Origin of the sequence: Streptomyces sp. NPDC006529 (genome assembly GCF_040611795.1) — a bacterium.
Taxonomy (GTDB): Bacteria; Actinomycetota; Actinomycetes; order Streptomycetales; family Streptomycetaceae; genus Streptomyces.
The window spans coordinates 150911-169214 of sequence record NZ_JBEXPB010000003.1; the positions used below are offsets into that span (position 1 = coordinate 150911).

Genomic DNA, 18304 nt, shown 5'->3' on the forward strand with positions numbered 1-18304 from the left:
CGTCACACATCACATCCGGAAGATGCCGAAAGCCGATTCGGCGAGGGGCGCGTTGGCACAGGCGGTCAGGGCGAGTCCCAGGACCTGCCGGGTCTCCAGCGGGTCGATGACCCCGTCGTCCCACAGCCGCGCGGTGGCGTAGTAGGCGTTGCCCTGCTCCTCGTACTGTGCGCGGATCGGGGCCTTGAAGGCGTCCTCGTCGTCGGCGGGCCACTCCTGGCCGGCGCCCTCGATCTGGTCGCGCTTGACGGTGGCCAGCACGGAGGCGGCCTGCTCGCCGCCCATGACGGAGATCTTGGCGTTGGGCCACATCCACAGGAAGCGGGGGCTGTAGGCCCGGCCGCACATGGAGTAGTTGCCCGCGCCGTACGAACCGCCCACGACCACGGTCAGTTTCGGGACCCGGGTGCAGGCCACGGCGGTGACCATCTTCGCGCCGTGCTTGGCGATGCCGCCCGCCTCGTAGTCCCGGCCGACCATGAAGCCCGAGATGTTCTGGAGGAAGAGCAGCGGGATGCCGCGCTGGTCGCACAGCTCGATGAAGTGGGCGCCCTTCTGGGCGGACTCGGAGAACAGGATGCCGTTGTTGGCGACGATGCCGACCGGGTGGCCGTGGATCCGGGCGAAGCCGGTGACCAGGGTCTGCCCGAACTCGGCCTTGAACTCCTGGAAGCGGGAGCCGTCCACGAGGCGCGCGATGATCTCGCGGGCGTCGTAGGGAGTGCGGGAGTCGACGGGCACCGCGCCGTACAGGCCGTACGGATCCGCCTTCGGCTCCTCGGGAGCCTCCACCGACCACGGCGGGGCCGCCTTCGCCGGCAGCGTGGCCACGATGTTGCGGACGATCCGCAGCGCGTGCGCGTCGTCCTCGGCCAGGTGGTCGGTGACCCCGGAGGTCCGCGAGTGGACCTCGCCGCCGCCCAGCTCCTCGGCCGTGACCACCTCTCCGGTGGCCGCCTTCACCAGCGGGGGCCCGCCGAGGAAGATGGTGCCCTGGCCGCGCACGATGACGGCCTCGTCGCTCATCGCCGGGACGTAGGCGCCGCCCGCGGTGCAGGAGCCGAGGACGGCGGCGATCTGCGGGATGCCCGCGCCGGACATCCGCGCCTGGTTGTAGAAGATCCGGCCGAAGTGCTCGCGGTCGGGGAAGACCTCGTCCTGCATGGGCAGGAAGGCGCCGCCGGAGTCGACCAGGTAGAGGCAGGGCAGCCGGTTCTCCAGCGCGACCTCCTGGGCGCGCAGGTGCTTCTTGACGGTCATCGGGTAGTACGTGCCGCCCTTGACGGTGGCGTCGTTCGCCACGATCACGCACTCGCGCCCGCTGACCCGGCCGATGCCCGCGATCACCCCGGCGGCCGGGGCGGCGCCCCCGTACATGCCCTCGGCGGCCAGCGGCGCCAGCTCCAGGAACGGCGAACCGGGGTCCAGGAGGGCGTCCACCCGGTCGCGCGGCAGGAGCTTCCCGCGGGCGGTGTGGCGGGCGCGGGCCTTCTCGCCGCCGCCGAGCCGGGCGGCGTCGAGCCGGGCCCGCAGCCCCTCGGTCAGCTCGCGGTGGGCGGCCTCGTTGGTCCGCCAGGCCTCGGACGCCGGATCGGCGGCGGTCGTCAGCACTGGTGCCTGCTGCATCGCTCGAGCTCCCTTGCTCGGTTAATGAGCGTTAACGCCTTACGCGCCATAGGTTAACGACCGCTAACGGCCCTGTCTAGAATGGATTCCCATGAACACCGGAGCGGCCGTCCCCACCCGTCGCGAGCAGATCCTCAACGAGGCCGCTCGTCTCTTCGCCGAGCGTGGTTTCCACGGGGTCGGCGTGGATGAGATAGGGGCCGCGGTGGGCATCAGCGGCCCCGGCCTGTACCGCCACTTCGCGGGCAAGGACGCGATGCTCGCCGAGCTGCTCGTCGGGATCAGCGAGCGGCTGCTGACCGGCGGCCGCCACCGGGTGGCCGAGGCCGCCGGGGACCCCGCCTCCGTCCTGGCCTCGCTGATCGACGGGCACATCGACTTCGCGCTCGACGACCGCGCGCTGATCACCGTCCACGACCGCGAGCTCGACCGGCTGCGGGACGCCGACCGCAAGCTGGTGCGCCAGCTCCAGCGCCAGTACGTGGAGCTGTGGGTCGAGGTCGTGCGGGAGCTGCACCCGCTGGTGCCGCAGGCGGAGGTGCGCATCTGCGTCCACGCCGTCTTCGGCCTGCTGAACTCGACCCCGCACCTGGGACCGCTCGGCCGCGAGGCCACCGAGTCGCTGCTGCGCCGGGTGGCGCACGGGGCGTTCGGGGCGCTGTCGGGGTGAGGTGGGGCCGCGGCGGGAAGCCGGTCCGCGGGGTCCGCCGGCCGGGACGGAACGGACGCGTCCGGTCCTCCGGCGGCAGAATGGCCCCCATGCCGATAGAGACGTCCGTACCCAGCCGCGCCGAACTCGTCGATCACCTGGTCCGCACCCGGATCGCGGGACAGGTCGCCACGCCGCGCGAGAACAACCTTTCCCACTACCGCAAGCTCGCCAACGGCGACCGCCACTACTGGCTGGGCCTGGAACTGGGCGACCGCTGGACGGACGAACAGGACGTCCTCGCCGTGATGGCGGAGCGCTGCGGGGTCGTCGACGACCCGGCGCAGATGTCCGGCCAGGACACCATCGACCCCGAGCTGACCCTGGACGCCCTCGACCGGATGGCGGCCCGGCTGCGCAAGGCCGCCCTCGACCAGCAGCGCGTGCTGTTCGCGACCGGCCACCCGGGCGGCCTGCTCGACGTGCACCGCGCCACCGCGGCGGCCCTGCGGGCGGCCGGCTGCGAGATCGTGGTGATCCCGGCCGGGCTCATGGCCGACGAGGGCTCCGTGTGGCAGTTCGCGGACGTGGCGGTGCTGGAGCGCGGGGCGACCCTGTGGCACACCCATTCGCCGAACCCGATGGCCGCGATCCTGGACGCCCTGGCCGCCGAGGGGCGGCCGCTGCCGGACCTGGTCGTCGCGGACCACGGGTGGGCCGGGTGCGCGGCCCAGCGGGGCCTGGACGCGGTCGGGTACGCCGACTGCAACGACCCGGCGCTCTTCCTCGGCGAGGCCGAGGGGACCCTCCAGGTGGCGGTGCCGCTGGACGACCACGTGCGGGACCCGCGGCACTACGACCCGCTGGTGGCGTACCTGCTGGACGCGGCGGGGCTGTCCGGCTGACCCGCGCGGCGCAGCGGGCCCCGGCGGCCGCCGCTCAGCGGAGCCAGCCGGTCGTGACGGCCTGGACGGCCGAGCCGTCGAGGTCGGCCAGCTTCGCCGCGACGAAGTCCCGGGCCCACGGCGAGGTCTGGACCCGCAGCGGCACCTCGGGCGCGTCCAGCAGGGCGACGACGGGTCCGGCCGCCTCGGCGGAGGTCTGCGAGGTGTCCGCCCCGTACGAGGACATCGCGTGCTCGACGTACGCCCGCAGCGCGCCGCCGTAGGGACCGGCCGCCTCCACCATCGCGGGGACGTCGAGCCGCTGGCTCGCCACGAACTCGCTGGTGACCGCGCCCGGTTCGACCACCGACACCAGGACGCCGACGCTCGCCGCGACCGGGGCGAGCGACTCCATGAAGCCCTCCACGGCGAACTTGGCGGCGCAGTACGCCTCGTTGAAGGGCTGGCCGACCACCCCGCCGACGCTCGTCACCGTGATGATCCGGCCGCCCGACGCCCGCAGGTGGGGCAGCGCCGCGAGGGTGACCTCCACGACGCCGAAGTAGTTGACCTCCATCGCGGCGCGGACCGGCCCCATGCCCTGCTGCTCGACGGTGCCGGCGAACCCGGCGCCCGCGTTGTTCACGACCGCGTCGAGCCGGCCGTGCCGGGCGACCACCCCGGCCACGCACTCGGCGACCGAGGCCGCGTCGGTGACGTCGAGGCGCGCGACCTCCACGAGGCCGGACACGCCCGCCTCCTCGGCCGCCCGGCGCAGGGCGTCGGCCCGGCCCGTGTCGCGCATCGTCGCGACGGTGTGCCAGCCCGCCCGGGCGGCCCCGACCGCGGCGGCCAGGCCGATGCCGGAGGAGGTGCCGGTGATGAGGACGGTCTTGCGGGTCATGGGGTTCTCCTGGGTACGGGAACGGTCCGGGCCGGGCTCAGGGCCCGTCCGCGGGGGCGGGCGGAGCGGCCGGGGCCGGCGTCGGCGTCCGCCCCGGGGTGGGGGTCGGGTCCAGGTACACGCGGCGGACCGCCGGCCAGCGCTCGCGCAGCTGGGCCTCCGCGTCCTCGCACGCCGCCTCGACCTGGCGGGCCGACGCCAGGTCGTGGAAGTCGATCTTCGCCGCGATCAGCACCTCGTCCGGCCCCTGCACCAGCGTGGTGAGTTCGAGGACCCCCTCGATGTGCGGCACGGACAGCAGCTCCTCGCGGACCTCGGCCCGCATCGGCGCCGGCAGCGGGCGGCCGATCAGGTACTGGGCGTTCGAGCGGCCCAGCTCCCACGCCACCGCGACCAGCAGCAGTCCGATCAGCAGCGACGCGATCCCGTCGTACGCCCCGGACCCGGTCAGCTGCGCGCCCAGCAGGCCGCCCGCGGCCAGGACGAGCCCGATCAGCGCGGCCACGTTCTCCAGCAGGACCGCCTTCACCGCGGTGTCGGGCGTGTGCTTCACGTACAGGCCGAGCGGCGCCCGCATCCGGGCCGCCTCGCCCGTCACCTGGCGCCAGGCGACCAGCAGCGAGTAGCCCTCCAGCAGGAACGCGACGCCGAGGATGACGTACGACAGCGCCGGGTTCCCCGGATCCTCGCCGTGCACCAGTGTGTGGATCCCGTCGTACACCGCGAACACCGCGCCGCCGACGAAGGTGGCGATCGAGGCCAGCAGCGCCCAGATGTAGCGCTCCGGTCCGTAACCCAGCGGATGGGCCTCGTCCGCCGGTCTCGCGCTGCGCTTCAGCGAGGCCAGCAGCAGCACCTCGGTCACCGTGTCGGCCACCGAGTGCGCGGCCTCGGACAGCATGGCGCTGGAGCCGCTGACGATCCCGCCGACCGCCTTCGCGGCGGCGATGCCCAGGTTGGTGACCACCGCGACGAGGACCGTGCCGACGCTCTCGCCGCCGGCGCGCTCGTCGCCGCGGCCCGCATGGCCGGGGCCCTCGTGCTCGCTGCTCGACATGAGCCGACGGTACAAGCGCCGCCCGCGCTACGCGCGCGGGACGCGCACCACGCCCTCCTGGATGACGGTGACGGCGAGCCGCCCCTCCCGGGTCCAGATCCTGGCCTGGCCCAGGCCCCGGCCGGCGGCCGAGGAGGGGGACTCCTGGTCGTACAGCAGCCACTCGTCCGCGCGGAACGGCCGGTGGAACCACATCGCGTGGTCCAGCGAGGCGCCGACGACGTCTCCGACCGCCCAGCCGCCCCGGCCGTGCGCGAGCAGCACCGAGTCGAGCAGGGTCATGTCCGAAACGTAGGTGGCCAGGCAGGTGTGCAGCAGGGGGTCGTCGCTCTCCAGCTTGCCCGCGGTCCGGAACCACACCTGCGAGCGCGGCTCGACCGGCTCGCCGACGCTGCCCCACGGCGGGGTCGTCGCGTACCGCAGGTCCACCGCGCCCCGCGCCTCGATCAGCCGCTCCACCGTGCCCGGGTCGCGGAAGACGTCCCGGTAGCGCGGGAGGGACTCGGCGGCCGTCGGCAGGGTCTCCGGATCGGGCGCGTCCGGCATCGCGGCCTGGTGGTCCAGGCCCTCCTCGGCGGTCTGGAAGGACGCCGAGAGGTGGAAGATCGGCTGCCCGTGCTGGACGGCGACGACCCGGCGCGTGGTGAAGGAGCGCCCGTCGCGGATCCGGTCGACGGAGTAGACGATGGGCGCGCCGGGGTCACCGGCGCGCAGGAAGTACGAGTGCAGCGAGTGCGCCGTGCGGTCCTCGGGCACGGTACGGCCGGCCGCGACCATGGCCTGGGCCGCGACCTGACCGCCGAAGACGCGCGGTACCAGCGCCGAACGGCTGGTACCGCGGAAGATGTTCTCCTCGATCTGCTCCAGGTCGAGCAGATCGAGGAGCGTCGTCAGTGCGTCGTTCACCGTGGAAGGCTGCGCGCCGTACGTCCCTTACAGGCCCATCGACTTGGCGATGATGGACTTCATGACCTCGCTGGTGCCGCCGTAGATGCGGTTCACGCGGTTGTCGGCGTACAGACGGGCGATCGGGTACTCGTTCATGTAGCCGTAGCCGCCGTGCAGCTGGAGGCACTTGTCGATCACGCGGTGCGCGACCTCGGTGCAGAACAGCTTCGCGGACGCGGCCTCGGCGGCGGTCAGCTCACCGGCGTCCAGGGCCTCCAGGGCGCGGTCGGCGACGGCCTCGGCGGCGTCCACCTCGGCCTGGCAGGAGGCCAGTTCGAACTTGGTGTTCTGGAAGTGCGCGACCGGCTTGCCGAAGACGGTGCGGTCGGTCACGTACTGCTGGGCGAACCGGACGGCGGCCTTGGCCTGGGCGTACGCGCCGAAGGCGATGCCCCAGCGCTCCGAGGGCAGGTTGGCGCCGAGGTAGTAGAAGCCCTTGTTCTCCTCGCCGAGCAGGTCCTCGACCGGCACCTTCACGTCGACGAACGCCAGCTCGGCGGTGTCGGAGGTGCGCAGGCCCAGCTTGTCCAGCTTGCGGCCGACCGAGTAGCCCTCGGACTTGGTGTCCACGGCGAAGAGGGAGATGCCGAAGCGGCGGTCCTCGGCCGAGGGGGCGGAGGTGCGGGCGCAGACGATCACGCGGTCGGCGTGCACGCCGCCGGTGATGAAGGTCTTGGCGCCGTTGAGGACGTAGTGCGTGCCGTCCTCGGAGAGCTTGGCGGAGGTCTTCATGCCCGCGACGTCGGAGCCGGTGCCCGGCTCGGTCATCGCGAGGGCCCACATCTCCTCGCCGGTGACGAACTTCTCCAGGTAGCGCTTCTTCTGCTCGTCGTTGGCGAGCATCTTGATGTAGGGGAGGGCGAGCAGCACGTGCACGCCGGAGCCGCCGAAGTTCACGCCGGCGCGCGAGGTCTCCTCGTAGAGGACGGCCTCGAACTTGTGCGTGTCCAGGCCCGCGCCGCCGAACTCCTCCGGCACGTTGATGCCGAAGACGCCCAGCTCGCCGAGCTTGTAGTAGAACTCGCGCGGAGCCTGGCCGGCCTGGAACCACTCGTCGTAGACGGGGACGACCTCGGCCTCGATGAAGGCGCGGATGGTCTCGCGGAACGCCTCGTGGTCCTCGTTGAACACCGTACGGCGCACGGCCGACTCCCTTCGTCGCGGCAGTCAGCCGCCCAATCTAAGCGCTTGCTCAGATTAAGTTACCGGTGAGTTGTCCCTGCTGTCCAGAGTGACGCCGGGCACGCACCACGACGCCCGCGGCTAGAAACCACTGCACACCGCCGAGGAGAAGGGGCCGAGCGCGGTCGCCGTGACCGGCGGAGCGTCGTCCACGGTCACGGAGCAGGTGGCCGCGCCGCCGTCGGCGCCCAGCGTGACGACGAGGGAGCCGCCCTTGACGAAGCCCTTCGTGGTGATCTCCTTCGACCACGGCACGCTCCGGTCGCCGATCTGGCTCGTGGACACGTTCCCGTTGCGCCAGCTGGAGTAGGTGATGGTCACGCCCGCGGCCTGGCCGGTCGCCGCGTAACGGACACGGGCGGTCCGCCCGGCCTCCTGCGACACCTCGTGGGCGAAGACGGCGAAGAGGGCCGCGCACCCGCCGACCAGCAGCAGGAGCAGCCCGAGCAGCACCCACGGCCACCGCCGCCGCCTGCGCGGCGCATGCGGAGGCGGGCCCGGGGGCGGGCCGCCCGGGGGAGGGCGCCGTTCCCATCCTCCCGGCCGCGGCGTGCTGTCCTCCGCTCGGTTCATGTGCCCAGCCTCGCCCCTGCCGCCCCGCTTGTCGCCTCCGGGCGCCTCGGGGGCGGACCGGGTCAGCCGCCCGGTGCGGTGTGCCGCAGCGCGAACCACAGCTCCATGCGCGTGTCCGGGTCGTCCAGGTCGAGGGCCAGCAGGGCCGCGCAGCGGGCGATGCGCTGGCGGACGGTGTTGCGGTGGACCCCGAGGGCGGCCGCGCTGCGGTCCCAGCTGCCGTGGTGGGCCAGCCAGGCGCGCAGGGTGTCCGCGTGGGCCGGGCTCAGCGGAGCGAGCAGCGCCTCGGCGTGCGCGCGGGCCTCCGCCGGATCGAGCAGCGCGCCGATGCCGCCCGGGGTGTGCCGGGCCAGCGGGATGCGGGCGGCCTCCGCGCGCTCCAGGGCCCGCCGGGCCTGGGCGGCGGCCCCGCGCAGCTCCGCGGGGCCCGCGGGCGCTGCGACGCCGAGCCGCCATCCGGATTGCGGGTCCGGGTCCCGGTCGGTGAGCAGGCGCACTCCTGCGGACTCGCGCGGGTCGAGCAGTACGGTGCCCAGCGCGGCCGCCAGGGCCCGCGGATCCCCGGCCCCGCGCGCGTGGACGGCGTACCAGGGCCCCGGTCCCAGCGCCTCGGCCGGATCCCCGTCGAGCAGCAGCCGGGTCAGGGCGGTGGCCTCGTCGCCACCGGGCCGGTGCGCGGTCAGCAGGGCGAGCAGGACGGCGGCCACCGAGGCGATGGTGTGGTCCCCGGGGGCGCGGACCGGTGTGGCGGTCCCGAGGGCCCGCGCGCGCCCGTGCCCCCCGGCCCCGGGCGCGGCGGGGGCCCGGTCCGGGGCTTCCGGGGCGGCGGCGGAGTCGGTGTGCGGCTGCTGCGGGGCGGCCGGGGGGCGGGGCGCCTCGGCGCGGGCCGGGGCGGCCGCCTGCTCCGGGCGGCGGGTCAGGGCGTAGGCCGCCAGCTGCCAGCCCGCGGCCTCGGCGGTGGCCGTCGCCGGGCCACCGGGCCGGCCGACCCGCTCCAGCAGCGCGACCAGCGCCCCGGCGGCCGCCGCGGGCGGCGCCGCGCCTGCGGAGCGGCCGTCCGGCGCCAGCTCGACCCGCCCGCCCAGCGCGGCCGCGAGGCGCCGCAGCACCGCCGGGACCGGATCGGGGCGGGCCGCCGCGGCCGCCAGGGACTGCTGGGCCTCGGTGACCCGGCGCAGCTCCCGGGTACGGGCCTCCGCCATCAGCCGCCAGACCGCCCGGGCGACCGCGCTGAAGGGGGTGCCGGGCGGCACCTCCAGCAGTGGCAGGCCGGCCCGCTCGCACGCCTCGGCCAGCCCCGGCGGCACCCTCTCGTGCAGGGGCGCCACGCCGAAGCCGAGCGCCGCGACACCGGCTCCGGCGAGCCGGGCGACGTACCGCTCCGCGTCCTGGGCCGCGGCCGCGCCCGCGCTCAGCAGCAGCTCGCCGCCCAGCAGGTAGGGGGAGGGGTCCGCCATCTCGGAGGCGTGCACGCCGTGCACCGCGGCCTCGGCCGGCCCCGCGAGGTGCCGCAGCCCCAGCTCCCGGTCGCGCAGCAGCGCGGAGAGCGCGACCGGCGGGGTGGGCGGGGGAGCGGACGGGGCAGCGGGTGCGGGGGCCGCTTCCATGGATACTCCGTACACATCGGGAACGCCGGGTGGATGAAACGTACACTTCGCCCGCCCCGGGTGTCCGCTTACGCTCGAAGCACCGCACCCGCACCAACCCCGTAGGACCTCCGGAAGGGCACCCCTCATGAGCACGCAGCCGCGCGGCCCCGTCGACTCCTCCCGCATCCCGCGCTACGCGGGCCCCGCGACCTTCGCCCGGCTGCCCCGCCTGGACGAGGTCGGCTCGGCGGACGTCGCCGTCGTCGGCGTGCCCTTCGACTCCGGTGTCTCCTACCGCCCCGGCGCCCGCTTCGGCGGCAACGCCATCCGCGAGGCCTCCCGCCTGCTGCGCCCGTACAACCCGGCCCAGGACGCCTCCCCCTTCGCCCTCGCGCAGGTCGCGGACGCCGGTGACATCGCCGTGAACCCCTTCAACATCAACGAGGCCGTCGACCAGGTCGAGGCCGCCGCCGACGCGCTGCTCGGCGCGGGCTCGCGCCTGATGACCCTCGGCGGCGACCACACCATCGCGCTGCCGCTGCTGCGCTCGGTGGCCAAGAAGCACGGCCCGGTCGCCCTGCTCCACTTCGACGCCCACCTGGACACCTGGGACACCTACTTCGGCGCCGAGTACACGCACGGCACGCCGTTCCGCCGGGCCGTCGAGGAGGGCATCCTCGACACCGAGGCGCTCTCGCACGTCGGCACCCGCGGCCCGCTCTACGGCAAGCAGGACCTGGACGACGACGCCAAGATGGGCTTCGGCATCGTCACCTCGGCGGACGTCTACCGGCGCGGCGCCGACGAGGTCGCCGACCAGCTGCGCCAGCGCATCGGCGACCGCCCGCTCTACATCTCGATCGACATCGACGTGCTGGACCCGGCCCACGCGCCCGGCACCGGCACCCCGGAGGCGGGCGGCATGACCTCCCGCGAGCTGCTGGAGATCATCCGCGGCCTGTCGTCCTGCAACCTCGTTTCCGCCGACGTGGTCGAGGTGGCCCCGGCGTACGATCACGCGGAGATCACCTCGGTCGCGGCCTCGCACACCGCCTACGAGCTGACCACGATCATGAGCCGCCAGATCTCCGCGGCACGTCAGGGCTGAGCGGCGCGCCGGGGACAGAGCCGAAGGGCCCGCACGACGTGACGCACGACCACGACCTGGTACTCCGTCCGACCCCCGCCCAGACGGCGGCCGCCCTGGCGCCGCCGCCGGGGCGCACGGGCGGGGACCTGGTCGTGGAGACGCTGCGCTCGCTCGGCGCGACCACCGTCTTCGGCCTGCCGGGCCAGCACGCCCTCGGCCTCTTCGACGCGGTCGGCCGCTCGGACCTCCGCCTGATCGGCCTCCGTACGGAGAACAACGCGGCCTTCGCGGCCGACGCGTACGGCCGGATGACCGGCGAGGCGGTCCCCCTCCTCCTCTCCACCGGTCCCGGCGCGCTGATGGCCCTGCCCGCCCTCGCCGAGGCGGCCGCGGCATCCGCCCCCGTCCTGGCCATCGCCTCCCAGGTCCCGACCCCGGGACTGGGAGGCGGCCGGCGCGGACACCTGCACGAGCTGCGGGACCAGGCGGCCTCCTTCCGGGACGTGGTCAAGTCCGTCCACGTCGCCCGCGCCCCCTCACAGATCCCCTCGGTCATCGCCGAGGCCTGGGAATCGGCGCTGACGGCCCCGCACGGCCCGGTCTGGGTCGAGATCCCGGAAGACGTCCTGCGCGCGGAAACCCTCGTCCCCCGGGTCACCGGCATGGACGCGGCCCCGCACGAGCCGGCCCCGCGCCCCGAGCTCACCGCCCTGGCCGCGCACTGGCTGGAGAACGCCGAGCGCCCCGTGATCATCGCGGGCGGCGGAGTGATCCGTTCGGACGCGGCGGGCAAGCTGAAGCAGCTCGCGGAACGCCTGAACGCGCCCGTGGTCACCACCTTCGGCGGCAAGGGCGCCTTCCCCTGGACCCACCCGCTCTCGCTCCAGTCCTGGCTGGAGGACCGCCACATGACGGACTTCCTGGAGGATGCGGACGTCCTGCTGGTGGTCGGCTCGGGCCTCGGGGAACTCTCCTCGAACTACCACACGTTCTTCCCGGAGGGCCGGGTCGTCCAGATCGAGGCCGACCTCGGAAAGCTGGAGTCGAACCACCCCGGGCTCGGCATCCACGCGGACGCGCGCCTCGCCCTCCAGGCTTTGCTGGAGACGGTGGCCGAGCGCCCGGACCCGGGCGCGCCCGAGCGCGTACGCGCCGTCCTCGCGGCGATCGCGGAGCGCCTGGCCGGTCAGGACGTCACCCTGGAGCAGCATCTCCTGGCCTCCATCAGGTCGGCCCTGCCGCCCCGCTCGCCGTCCTTCTGGGACATGACGATCCTGTCCTACTGGGCCTGGTCCGCCTTCGATCCCAAGCACCCCAACACCATGCACTCGGCCCAGGGCGCGGGCGGCCTCGGCTACGCCTTCCCCGCCGCCCTCGGCGCCTGCGCCGCCGAACCGGGCACCCCGGTGCTGGCCGTCTCGGGCGACGGCGGCGCGATGTACTCCCTGGCGGAACTGGCCACCGCCCGCCAGCACGACCTGGACGTGACCTGGCTGATCGTGGACGACGGCGGCTACGGCATCCTGCGCGAGTACATGCACCAGTCCTTCGACGGCCGCACCACGGGTACGGACCTCGCCCGCCCCGACTTCGTGGCCCTGGCCGGGTCCTTCGGCGTCCCGGCGTCCACCACCACCCCGCAATCCCTGCGCGCGGACCTGGCGGCGTCCCTCGCCACCCCGGGCCCCTCCGTCCTCGTGCTCCCCGCGACCCTGAAGATGTTCGCCCCGACCCACCTCTGACGGCGGCCGCCCGGGCCCGCCCCGACCCGCTCCGCAACGGCGTTCGATTGTTGCGGCGGGATGAAAACGACCGGTCGCAGCGTTGGGGCTTCCGGCAGGGCAGGCAGGACGGACGGGGAGGCACCACGTGGCGGCGGCGGAGAAACATGGGAAGGCCGAGGGCTGGGGCAGGCGGCTGACCGGGTACACCTGGCGCTACAAGGCCAATGTGCTGCTGGCGCTCGGCTCCTCGCTCGGCGGCATGGCCGTCATGGCGCTCGTGCCGCTGGTCACCAAGGTGATCATCGACGACGTCATCGGGGACAAGAGCAGGCCCATGGCCCCCTGGGCCGGGACGCTCATAGGCGCGGCGCTCCTCGTGTACGTGCTGACCTACGTCCGCAGGTACTACGGCGGACGCCTCGCCCTCGACGTGCAGCACGACCTGCGCACCGACATGTTCGCGACCATCACCCGCCTCGACGGGCGCCGCCAGGACGAGCTGTCCACCGGCCAGGTCGTCGGCCGGGCCACCAGTGACCTGCAGCTCATCCAGGGTCTGCTGTTCATGCTCCCCATGACCATCGGGAACTTCCTGCTCTTCGGGATATCCCTGGCCATCATGCTGTGGCTCTCCCCGCTGCTGACCCTGGTCGCCGTGCTGATGGCCCCGGCCCTGTGGTTCATCGCGAAGCTCAGCCGCAAGCGGCTCTTCCCGGCCACCTGGTACGCCCAGGCGCAGGCCGCCACCGTCGCCACCGTCGTCGACGGCGCCGTGACCGGCGTCCGTGTGGTGAAGGGCTTCGGCCAGGAGGAGCAGGAGACCGGCAAGCTCCGCGAGGCCGGGCGGCGGCTGTTCGCCGGGCGGATGCGCACCATCCGGCTGAACTCGCGCTACACCCCCGCGCTCCAGGCCGTACCCGCCCTCGGACAGGTCGCGATCCTGGCCCTGGGCGGCTGGATGGCGACCAAGGGCGAGGTCACCCTCGGCACCTTCGTGGCCTTCTCCACCTACCTCGCCCAGCTCGTCGGACCCGTCCGGATGCTCGCGATGGTGCTGACCGTCGGCCAGCAGGCCCGGGCCGGCGTCGAGCGGGTGCTGGAACTCATCGACACCGAACCCGTCATCCGGGACGGCTCCCACGCGCTGCCCGCCGACGCGCCCGCGACCGTCGAGTTCGACGACGTGGCCTTCGGGTACGACCCGGACCGGCCGGTGCTCGACGGGTTCTCCCTCTCCGTCGCGGCCGGCGAGACCGTCGCCGTCGTCGGCTCCTCCGGCAGCGGCAAGTCCACCGTCTCGCTGCTCCTGCCCCGCTTCTACGACGCCGACCGCGGCGCCGTCCGCGTCGGCGGGCACGACGTGCGCGAGCTGACCTACGACTCGCTGCGCGCCGCGATCGGACTCGTCCCGGAGGACTCGTTCCTCTTCTCCGACACCATCCGCTCCAACATCGCCTACGGGCACCCCGGCGCCACCGACGAGCAGGTCGAGGCCGCCGCCCGCGCCGCCCAGGCCGACGGCTTCATCAGGGACCTGCCCGCCGGCTACGACACCAAGGTCGGCGAGCAGGGCCTGACCCTCTCCGGCGGCCAGCGCCAGCGCATCGCGCTCGCCCGCGCCATCCTCACCGACCCCCGGCTGCTCCTCCTCGACGACGCCACCTCGGCCGTCGACGCGCGCGTCGAGCACGAGATCCACGAGGCGCTGCGCTCCGTGATGGCGGGCCGCACCACCCTGCTCATCGCCCACCGCCGCTCCACCCTCGCCCTCGCCGACCGGATCGCCGTACTCGACCAGGGGCGCCTCTCCGACGTCGGCACGCACGAGGAGCTGGAGGGCAGGTCCGCGCTCTACCGGCGGCTGCTGACCGACCCCGACGCGCTCGGCGCCGGATCGCCGCGGGCGGACGAGGCGCCGGCCGCCGTCATCGCGGGCCTCGAACGGGATCTGGAGCGCGATCTCGAACGGGACCTGGAACTCGAAGCGGAGATCGACTCCGAGCAGGTCGGCGCCAAGCGCCGGGTCGCCGACGGCGTCACCCCCGAGCTGTGGCGGCGCCAGGAGGACACGGACGCCGCCAAGGCCCCGGCTCCGGGCGCGGCCGTCACCGCCGGCGCGCCCGGGGCGGGTCATTCCATGGCCGGAGCCGTCGCCGGGATGCCCGCCACCCCCGAGCTGCTCGCCCAGGTGGCCGCGCTGCCGCCCGCCGACGACACCCCGGAGGTGGACGAGGCCCGCGCCGCGTCCGCCGAGACCAGCTATGGCGTGCGCCACCTGCTGCGGGGCTTCTGGGCGCCGCTGGCCATCAGCCTCGCCCTGGTCGCCCTGGACGCGGGCGCCGGTCTGCTGCTGCCGATCCTGATCCGGCACGGCATCGACCGGGGCGTCGAGCGGCTCGCGCTCGGCGCCGTGTGGGTGGCCGCGGGGCTGGCGCTGGCGGTGGTCCTCACCCAATGGGCCGCGCAGTTCGCCGAGACCCGGATGACCGGGCGGACCGGCGAGCGGGTGCTGTACGCCCTGCGCGTCAAGATCTTCGCGCAGCTCCAGCGGCTCGGCCTCGACTACTACGAGCGCGAACTGACCGGCAAGATCATGACGCGGATGACCACGGACGTGGACGCCCTGTCCAGCTTCCTGCAGACCGGCCTGGTCACCGCCGTCGTCTCCGTCTTCACCTTCCTCGGGATCCTCGTCGCGCTGCTCGTCCTCGATGTCGAACTGGCCCTGATCGTCTTCGCCACGCTGCCGCTCCTGGTGATCGGCACGGTCGTCTTCCGCCGCAAGTCGGTGGCGGCGTACGAGCTCGCCCGCGACCGGGTCGGGCTGGTCAACGCCGACCTCCAGGAGTCCGTGTCGGGGCTGCGCATCGTGCAGGCCTTCCGCCGCGAGGGCATCGGCGCCGCCCGCTTCGCGGAGCGCAGCCACTCCTACCGCGAGGCCCGGGTCCGCGGCCAGTGGCTGATCTCGGTCTACTTCCCCTTCGTCCAGCTGCTGTCCTCGGTCGCCGCTGCCGCCGTGCTCATCGTCGGCGCGGGCCGGGTCGAGGCGGGCACGCTGACCACCGGCGCGCTGGTCGCGTACCTGCTCTACATCGACCTGTTCTTCGCCCCCGTCCAGCAGCTCTCCCAGGTCTTCGACGGCTACCAGCAGGCCACCGTCTCGCTCGGCCGCATCCAGGGGTTGCTGCGCGAGCCCACCACCACCCCGCTGCCCGCCGAGCCGCGCGAGGTGCCCGCCCTGCGGGGCGAGATCGCCTTCGAGGACGTCCGCTTCCAGTACGGGACGGCCGAGGAGCGCGGCGCCAAGGGCGACGCGCTGGGCGGCATCAGCCTGCGGATTCCCGCGGGCCAGACCGTCGCCTTCGTCGGCGAGACCGGAGCGGGCAAGTCCACCCTGGTCAAGCTGGTCGCCCGGTTCTACGACCCCACCTCGGGCCGGGTCACCGCCGACGGCACCGACCTGCGCGACCTCGACCTGACGGCGTACCGCCACCGGCTCGGCGTGGTCCCGCAGGAGCCGTACCTCTTCCCGGGGACCGTGCGCGACGCCATCGCCTACGGGCGCCCCGCCGCCACCGACGCCGAGGTGGAGGGGGCCGCCCGGGCCGTCGGCGCGCACGACATGATCGCCACCCTGGACGGCGGCTACCTGCACACCGTGGCCGAGCGCGGCCGCAACCTCTCCGCGGGCCAGCGCCAGCTGATCGCCCTGGCCCGGGCGGAACTCGTCGACCCCGACGTCCTGTTGCTCGACGAGGCCACCGCCGCGCTCGACCTGGCCACCGAGGGCCTGGTCAACCAGGCCACCGACCGGCTGGCGGGCAAGCGCACCACCCTGGTGGTGGCGCACCGGCTGACCACCGCCGCGCGCGCCGACCGGGTCGTGGTGATGGACCGCGGCCGGGTCGTGGAGGACGGCACCCACGCCGAACTGCTGGCCCAGGACGGCCGGTACGCGCGCCTGTGGCGGACCTTCGTCGGCGAGGACGAGCGCGCCGCCGCCTGACCGGCGGCCCGGCCCGCCACGGCCCCCCGGACCAGGTTGCCCCTGCAACCTTCCGGGGGGTCCGTGCGTCGTACGGGTGCGTACGCGTACGGACGACCGAGGGGGGCGAAGATGTTCGGATGGCGGGGGACGGGCCGGACGGCCAGGGCCCTGGGGGCGGCCGGGGCGGGGCTGCTCCTCGCGTCCGGCACGCTGGTGGCGGCGCCCGCCGCCGGGGCGGCGACCGGGGACTGCCCCGGTGAGCTGGTGCGGACGGCGCCCTTCACGGCCGGCGAGATCCGGGTGTACAGGACCCGTACCCAGGTGTGCGCGGTGACCGTGCCCGCGCGGCCGGGAGCGCGGCAGCGGATGGCGGTGAGCGTGCAGCCGCGCGGTGGGGTGCCGGTCGGGGACGCGGGCGCTTTCACCCGGTTCGCCGGGCCCGTCACGGTGCCCGCGGTGAACCGCTGTGTGTATGTAAAGGGGCGGGTGGGGCCGGAAGCGGTCGGCTCCGGCTGGATCCTGTGCTGAGACGGAGTCCCAACGCCCCCTGTTCGATCGTGCGTTGACCCCGCTAGGTTCACCGGTACCGCAGTGAACTCAAGGGGAGGGTGAGAATGCACAAGGCGCTCAGATGGCTGTTGTCGTTCGTGGTGCTCATCGGCACCATGGGCGCGGCGGGCGTGACGGCTCAAGCGGCCACCGCCGCCGGGCCGGCCGCCGCCACGGACATCAAGGACCGGATCCTCGCGATTCCGGGGATGACCCTCATCGAGGAACAGCCGTATCCCGGCTACCGGTTCTTCGTACTGAACTATGAGCAGCCGATCGACCACCGGCAGCCGGGGAAGGGCACCTTCAAGCAGCGGCTGACCCTGCTGCACAAGGACACTTCCCGCCCGACGGTCTTCTTCACCTCCGGGTACAACGTCAACGCCAGCCCGCGCCGCAGCGAGCCGACGACCATCGTCGATGGCAACCAGGTGTCTTTGGAGTATCGATTCTTCACCCCGTCCCGCCCCGACCCGGCCAACTGGTCGAAGCTGGACATCTGGCAGGCCGCCAGTGACCAGCACCGCGTCTTCACCGCCCTCAAGAAGATCTACACCAAGAACTGGCTGGCCACGGGCGGCAGCAAGGGCGGCATGACGGCGACGTACTACGAGCGCTACTACTCCCGCGACATGGACGGCGTCGTCGCCTACGTCGCCCCCAACGACGTGGTCAACAAGGAGGACTCGGCCTACGACCGGTTCTTCACCAAGGTCGGCACCAAGGAGTGCCGCGACAAGCTCAACGCCGTACAGCGCGAGGCCCTGGTGCGCCGGGAGCCGCTGGAGGCCAAGTACGCGGCCGCCGCCGCCGAGAACGGCTGGACCTTCAACACCGTCGGCACCCTCGACAAGGCCTTCGAAGCGGTCGTCCTCGACTACACCTGGGCCTTCTGGCAGTACAGCCTGCTGGCCGACTGCGCGGGCATCCCGACCGCCGCGACCGCCTCCGACCAGGAGATCTGGGACACGGTGGACGCGATCTCCGGCTTCTCCGCCTATGCGGACCAGGGCCTTGAGACCTACACCCCGTACTACTACCAGGCGGGCACCCAGCTCGGTTCGCCCGACATCAAGCAGCCGCACCTGGCCGGCCTGAGCCGCTACGGCTACCAGCCGCCGCGCAACTTCGTGCCCCGCGACATCCCCATGACCTTCCAGCCCGGGGTCATGGCCGAGGTCGACAACTGGGTGCGCACCAACGCCCACCAGATGCTGTTCGTGTACGGCCAGAACGACCCGTGGGGCGCCGAACCGTTCCACCTCGGCTACGGGGTCACCGACAGCTACGTGATGATCGCCCCCGGAGCCAACCACGGCGCCAACGTGGCCAAGCTCCAGGAGGGCGAGCGCAAGCTCGCCACCGCGAAGATCCTCCAGTGGGCCGGAGTCGCCCCGGCGGCCGTGCAGGCCGACCCGAACAAGGCGGCCCCGCTCGCCCGGGCCGACGCCCTGCTCGACAAGCGCGACCTGGAGCGCGAGCCGCAGCTGCGGCCGTGATCCGGTGAACGCTGCCGCTCCCGTGGGCCCCGGGCCCACGGG

At 73.7% G+C, this 18304-nt stretch carries 14 protein-coding genes; 7 read left to right on the plus strand and 7 right to left on the minus strand.

The genetic code is table 11. The features are described 5' to 3' along the window. Nucleotides 1–9: 9 nt before the first annotated feature. A complete protein-coding gene (locus ABZY31_RS04390; RefSeq protein WP_356404672.1) occupies nucleotides 10–1626 on the minus strand; it encodes a carboxyl transferase domain-containing protein in 1617 nt (538 codons plus the stop codon). Nucleotides 1627–1717: 91 nt separating this feature from the next. On the opposite strand from ABZY31_RS04390, the gene ABZY31_RS04395 reads away from it, so the two are divergent. Together ABZY31_RS04395 and ABZY31_RS04400 are read left to right on the plus strand one after the other, a co-directional pair. Next, nucleotides 1718–2296, plus strand: coding sequence for a TetR/AcrR family transcriptional regulator (locus tag ABZY31_RS04395; RefSeq protein ID WP_356404674.1), 579 nt, complete (start codon nucleotides 1718–1720; stop codon nucleotides 2294–2296). 89 nt (nucleotides 2297–2385) lie between these two features. Next, nucleotides 2386–3180, plus strand: coding sequence for a phosphatase (locus tag ABZY31_RS04400; RefSeq protein WP_356404676.1), 795 nt, complete (start codon nucleotides 2386–2388; stop codon nucleotides 3178–3180). 34 nt (nucleotides 3181–3214) lie between these two features. Here ABZY31_RS04400 and ABZY31_RS04405 read toward each other — a convergent pair whose 3' ends face one another. From ABZY31_RS04405 to ABZY31_RS04430, 6 genes are all read right to left on the minus strand, one after another. Then, complete coding sequence (locus ABZY31_RS04405) at nucleotides 3215–4063, minus strand: SDR family NAD(P)-dependent oxidoreductase (protein ID WP_356404678.1); 849 nt, start codon at nucleotides 4061–4063, stop codon at nucleotides 3215–3217. A 37-nt stretch (nucleotides 4064–4100) separates the two neighbouring features. Continuing rightward, nucleotides 4101–5120, minus strand: coding sequence for a cation diffusion facilitator family transporter (locus tag ABZY31_RS04410; RefSeq protein WP_356404680.1), 1020 nt, complete (start codon nucleotides 5118–5120; stop codon nucleotides 4101–4103). Nucleotides 5121–5147: 27 nt separating this feature from the next. Further along, nucleotides 5148–6026 carry an acyl-CoA thioesterase II gene (locus ABZY31_RS04415; protein ID WP_356404682.1) on the minus strand — a complete coding sequence of 293 codons (879 nt, stop codon included), beginning with the start codon at nucleotides 6024–6026 and terminating at the stop codon, nucleotides 5148–5150. 27 nt (nucleotides 6027–6053) lie between these two features. Further along, nucleotides 6054–7211 carry an acyl-CoA dehydrogenase family protein gene (locus tag ABZY31_RS04420; protein ID WP_356404684.1) on the minus strand — a complete coding sequence of 386 codons (1158 nt, stop codon included), beginning with the start codon at nucleotides 7209–7211 and terminating at the stop codon, nucleotides 6054–6056. Nucleotides 7212–7331: 120 nt separating this feature from the next. Then, entirely contained in the window at nucleotides 7332–7703 is a 372-nt protein-coding gene (locus ABZY31_RS04425) for a hypothetical protein (protein ID WP_356404686.1), read from the minus strand. Between the two features lie 182 nt (nucleotides 7704–7885). Continuing rightward, a complete protein-coding gene (locus ABZY31_RS04430; protein WP_356404688.1) occupies nucleotides 7886–9430 on the minus strand; it encodes a PucR family transcriptional regulator in 1545 nt (514 codons plus the stop codon). Between the two features lie 127 nt (nucleotides 9431–9557). Here ABZY31_RS04430 and speB point away from each other — a divergent pair, with 127 nt between their 5' ends. The 5 genes from speB to ABZY31_RS04455 all read left to right on the plus strand — a co-directional run bounded on the left by speB (nucleotide 9558) and on the right by ABZY31_RS04455 (nucleotide 18262). Continuing rightward, nucleotides 9558–10520: an agmatinase gene (gene speB, locus ABZY31_RS04435; protein WP_356404690.1), complete on the plus strand. Its 963-nt coding sequence runs from the start codon at nucleotides 9558–9560 to the stop codon at nucleotides 10518–10520. A gap of 38 nt (nucleotides 10521–10558) precedes the next feature. Next, nucleotides 10559–12244: a thiamine pyrophosphate-binding protein gene (locus tag ABZY31_RS04440; RefSeq protein WP_356404691.1), complete on the plus strand. Its 1686-nt coding sequence runs from the start codon at nucleotides 10559–10561 to the stop codon at nucleotides 12242–12244. 127 nt (nucleotides 12245–12371) lie between these two features. Beyond that, nucleotides 12372–16232, plus strand: a complete 3861-nt coding sequence (locus ABZY31_RS04445; RefSeq protein WP_356404693.1) for an ABC transporter ATP-binding protein — start codon at nucleotides 12372–12374, stop codon at nucleotides 16230–16232. Between the two features lie 111 nt (nucleotides 16233–16343). Beyond that, on the plus strand, nucleotides 16344–16742 hold the full coding sequence (locus ABZY31_RS04450) for a hypothetical protein (RefSeq protein ID WP_356404695.1): 399 nt from the start codon (nucleotides 16344–16346) through the stop codon (nucleotides 16740–16742). Between the two features lie 86 nt (nucleotides 16743–16828). Continuing rightward, complete coding sequence (locus tag ABZY31_RS04455; RefSeq protein ID WP_356404697.1) at nucleotides 16829–18262, plus strand: aminopeptidase; 1434 nt, start codon at nucleotides 16829–16831, stop codon at nucleotides 18260–18262. Nucleotides 18263–18304: the final 42 nt, after the last annotated feature.